A 4037-nucleotide genomic window follows, 5' to 3' on the forward strand; every position below is an offset into this window, starting at 1 on the left:
CAGCTGTCCGAGCCGGGGGTGGGGCGGGCGGGCTACGCGGGGTGGTCTGATGGCACCGGTCCGGCCGCCCCCGCCTCCCAGGCGCTGAGGCGGCTCACTGCCGACCAGTCCAGATGCCCCCCGCCGGTGGCCAGCAACGCCAGGAAACGGTCGCGAAGCAGACTGGCGATCGGCAGCGGCACCTCGAGTTCCTCACCGGCCGCCAGCACCAACCGGATGTCCTTGAGGCCGAGCGGTGCGGCGAACCCCGCGGGCTCGAACTGTTCGCGCGCGATCAGCCCGCCGTACGTCTTGTACACCGGCGCGTCGAACAGCGTCGAGGTGAGCAGCTCCAGATACTGCAGCTTGTCCACCCCGGCCTTGCCCACCAGCGCCATCGCTTCGCCGAGACCCTCGATGACCGACGCGATGAGGAAGTTGCCGCTTAGCTTGACCAGATTGGCCGCGCTCGGTTCGTCTCCGACGACGAAGGTGCGCTGACCGATCGCCACGAAAGCGGGGGAGACGGCCTCGACGGCGGCGGCCGTCCCCGCGGCCACAACGAACAGCTTGGCGGCTGCGGCCGCTTCGGGACGGCCGAATACGGGCGCGGCGACGAAACCCTGGCCCGCCTTCGCGTGGGCGGCGGCCAGACGCTCCGACAGCGCGACGCTGATGGTCGACGAGGAGACGTGGACGGAGCCGGCCGGCAGGGTGGCGAGGATGCCGTCGACGCCGAACGTCACGGATTCCACGGCAAAGTCCTCAGCCAGCATCGTGATCACGGCGTCGCCGCGGCAGGCGTCGGCGACCGTGTCCGCCGGGCGCACCCCCTCCGCGGCGAGCGCATCCACCTTCTCCCGGGAGCGGTTGTAGGCCGTCACCTCGTGGCCGGCCCTGACGAGGTTGAGCGCCATCGCCGCGCCCATATTGCCGAGTCCGATGAATCCGATCTTCATAGTTCCCACTCATACCGCGTATCGGTGCAAGTCGCCCCGGCGTCGGCCATCATGAGCGGATGGTCCTACGTCCCGGCCTGACCGCAGCAGTCGTCGCATGCGGCACCCTGTGCGGTAGCCATGGCCTGGCGGGAGCGTCGCCGGTTCCCTCGGCGTCGTCGGCGGGCCTGATCGACGTTCGATTCGCGGTGCCCGACGCGATCATCGACCTGAGGTATGCGACGGCCAACAATTTCGTCGGCAGGCCGCTGTACCCGGCCGACGCGCGATGCCTGGTGCACGAGTCGCTGGCCGAGGGTCTGGCCACTGCCGCCGAGGAGCTACGCCCCGACGTGTTGGTGTTCTGGGACTGCTACCGGCCCCACGAGGTCCAGGTGGAGATGTTCCAGGCGGTGCCGAATCCGGCGTGGGTCGCCCGTCCGGGGCCATACGCCCGCAGCCACGAGGCCGGCCGCTCCGTCGACGTGACCATCGCGAGCGGCGGCGCACTCGTCGACATGGGCACCGACCACGACGATTTCACGCCGCGCAGCCTGGCCTATGCGACCGAGGGCGTCAGCCCGCTGGCGCAAGCCAACCGGGCTCGGCTGCGGGAGGCGATGGCTGCCGGCGGGTTCACCGTGTACCTGGGTGAGTGGTGGCACTTCGACGGCCCCGGCGCTGCCGACCCTCGCCCGTTCCTCGATGTCCCTGTCAACGCACCGGACTGAGTTGCCGTGCACGCAAACCTGCTGATCGAGAACGCGCGGTATCTGGACGTCGTGGCGGGCGAGTACAAGCGGGCAGACATCACCGTCAGCGACGGTGTGATCCACCGGGTCGGTGACGGGTCGGTGCCTGCCGACTTCCCGCGTTTCGATGCCGCGGGCAAGTATGTGCTGCCGGGATTCATCGACTGCCACGTGCACGTCACGGCCGTCACGGCGGATCTGGCCGCGCTCACCGAATGGTCACCCAACTACGTGGCCTTCGGCACCGCAAAGGTGATGGGCGGGATGCTCGACCGAGGTTTCACCACGGTGCGCGACGCCGCGGGCGCCGACTTCGGAATCCACGACGCCCAGGCCGAGGGTCTGCTGCGGGGCCCGCGGGTGTTCTTCTGCGGCAAGGCGCTGACGCAGACCGGGGGGCACGCCGACACCAGGTCCAGGGGCCGACACGCCCACGATGAGCACTACTGTTGCGCCGGCATCGGGCGGATCGCCGATGGTGTCGACGGGGTCCGCCGGGCCGCGCGCGACGAACTGCGCAAGGGCGCCCACCACATCAAGATCATGGCCAGCGGCGGCGTGGCGTCGCCCACCGACCGCATCGACTCGACGCAGTACTCGGTTGCCGAGATCGAGGCGGTGGTAGAGGAAGCCACTGCTGCCAACCGTTACGTCACCGCCCATGCCTACACCGGCCGCGCCATCAACCGCGCGCTGCTCGCAGGCGTTCGCGGCATCGAGCACGGCAATCTGCTGGACGACGAGTCCATCGACTTGTTCCTCGAACACGACGCGTTCCTCACCCCGACCTTGGTGACCTACTGGGCGCTGATGGAGGAGGGTCGCGACTTCGGGTTGCCGCAAGGCAGCTGGGAGAAGGTCTCAGCCGTGCTCGACGGTGGAATGAGTGCCCTGCGCAAGGCCGTCGACGGCGGCGTCAACGTGGTCTTCGGATCCGACCTGCTTGGCGGGATGCATCGCCACCAGGCCAGAGAGTTCGCCATCCGGGCCGAGGCGATGCCTGCGATCGACGTAATTCGCAGCGCGACGGTGACCGCGGCCAGGCTGCTGCAGCGTGACGGCGAACTCGGGGTCATCGCCGCGGGCGCGGTGGGGGACTTCGTGGTCACCGACGCCGATCCGCTGCTCGACATCGACGTGCTGGCCGAGACGCGGCTGGACGCCGTCATCCAGGCGGGCGCCATCGTGAAGAAGTACTGAACAGTGAAGAAGTACTGAGCAGGCGTCCTCTGGGATTCACCCGACAGTCCCGAATACCGTCAATGACACGACGTAGACGATGACGGCGATCACGGCGCCGCGCAGGCTGATTCGCAGCCCGGCGCCGTCGATCGGGTCCAGCCAGCGGCGGCACCAGGACGACACGGTGGGCATCAACCACCATTGCATCAACCCGACCATGAGCACCTGACCGAGCCAGACCGACAGCCATTGCTCCATACCCAGTCTGCCGAATATCGGCGCCACGAACTTCGACTGCAGCATCACCATCGGGTATAGGACCATCAGCAGCAGCATCGCGGTCTTCCAGCTGGGCGTCATCGCAGTCCTGCCGTTCACCCTGCGCACCGTGGTGCCCAACGGGGTGGTCTGGGCGAATACCGAGAAGTCCCGCTCCAGACTCGACCGCACATCCGGCAGGACCTCAGTGCGCAGCGGCGACTGCAGCCATGCCGACAGTTGGGGTTCGGTTCGAAACCGGATCAGCGACCACCATTGGCCCGGCGCGCCCGGAAAGACCGCCGTACCTTCGTATCCGGCGAATTCGGACGCCACCTGCGTCAGCCGGCGGTGCGCGTCATGGAAATCGGTCTCCATCCCCTCGGCCACGCTGGAGGACACGATGCCCACGCCGGTGGGCATCACCGAACCATCGACGATCACCAGATCCGAAGCGAGCCGAAGCAATCCGCGTTCCGTGCCGCGCCGCATCACCGACTTCCAGCGCTCCCCGTCCAGCCACTCGTGCAGCCGGTCCTCGGACTCGAAGGTCACCGCGATCGCCCAATCCATCGGTGCGTCATGGCGATTGGATGCGGTGATGGCAACGAATCCCGGTGAGGCCTCCGCGGCGGATCGCACATCGGGCAGCCACGCGTCGAAAACCTCTGGGGCAAGCGCCCGGTGAAAAATCGAGATGGCGATGGCGTTCAACGTGATCCGGCCGGTCGTTGCAAAACTGATCGGAACGCCGGGGCCGGACTCCGAAACCCAAGGGTCATGCGATCTCCTTGCCGGGTCGCTACATTGCATCGGCCATGGCGACATGGCCTTCGAATCCAAGCGATTCCGCCATAACGCGATATCGATGCGTAAGCTCACGATAGTCGTCGTCGTTGCCGCGGCTGCGGGCCATCAGGGCCCGCAG

The 4037-nt window shown here is 67.7% G+C and carries 5 protein-coding genes; 3 read left to right on the plus strand and 2 right to left on the minus strand.

The annotated features are described in order from the left end of the window. Window positions 1-32: 32 nt before the first annotated feature. Window positions 33-938 (minus strand): NAD(P)-dependent oxidoreductase, encoded by a 906-nt coding sequence (locus tag ADBZ6K_RS26210; RefSeq protein ID WP_526352241.1) that lies wholly within the window; start codon window positions 936-938, stop codon window positions 33-35. A gap of 59 nt (window positions 939-997) precedes the next feature. Between ADBZ6K_RS26210 and ADBZ6K_RS26215 the strand changes: the two genes are divergently transcribed. Together ADBZ6K_RS26215 and ADBZ6K_RS26220 are read left to right on the plus strand one after the other, a co-directional pair. Beyond that, complete coding sequence (locus ADBZ6K_RS26215) at window positions 998-1648, plus strand: M15 family metallopeptidase (protein ID WP_526352243.1); 651 nt, start codon at window positions 998-1000, stop codon at window positions 1646-1648. A gap of 6 nt (window positions 1649-1654) precedes the next feature. After that, window positions 1655-2869: a metal-dependent hydrolase family protein gene (locus ADBZ6K_RS26220; protein WP_526352245.1), complete on the plus strand. Its 1215-nt coding sequence runs from the start codon at window positions 1655-1657 to the stop codon at window positions 2867-2869. 36 nt (window positions 2870-2905) lie between these two features. Here the strand turns inward: ADBZ6K_RS26220 and ADBZ6K_RS26225 are convergent, their stop codons facing one another. Further along, a complete protein-coding gene (locus tag ADBZ6K_RS26225) occupies window positions 2906-3823 on the minus strand; it encodes an antibiotic biosynthesis monooxygenase (RefSeq protein WP_526352247.1) in 918 nt (305 codons plus the stop codon). Here ADBZ6K_RS26225 and ADBZ6K_RS26230 point away from each other — a divergent pair. Continuing rightward, on the plus strand, window positions 3813-4037 hold a 225-nt coding region (locus tag ADBZ6K_RS26230; protein ID WP_526352249.1), incomplete at its 3' end, for a hypothetical protein. The two genes, ADBZ6K_RS26225 and ADBZ6K_RS26230, sit on opposite strands and share 11 nt — an antisense overlap.

The sequence above is a fragment of the Mycobacterium sp. genome (assembly GCF_044223235.1).
GTDB lineage: Bacteria > Actinomycetota > Actinomycetes > Mycobacteriales > Mycobacteriaceae > Mycobacterium.

Coding starts and splice junctions, on each gene's coding strand:
- ADBZ6K_RS26215 (WP_526352243.1), top strand. CDS start 998: ATGGTCCTACGTCCCGGCCTGACCGCAGCAGTCGTCGCATGCGGCACC.
- ADBZ6K_RS26210 (WP_526352241.1), bottom strand. CDS start 938: ATGAAGATCGGATTCATCGGACTCGGCAATATGGGCGCGGCGATGGCG.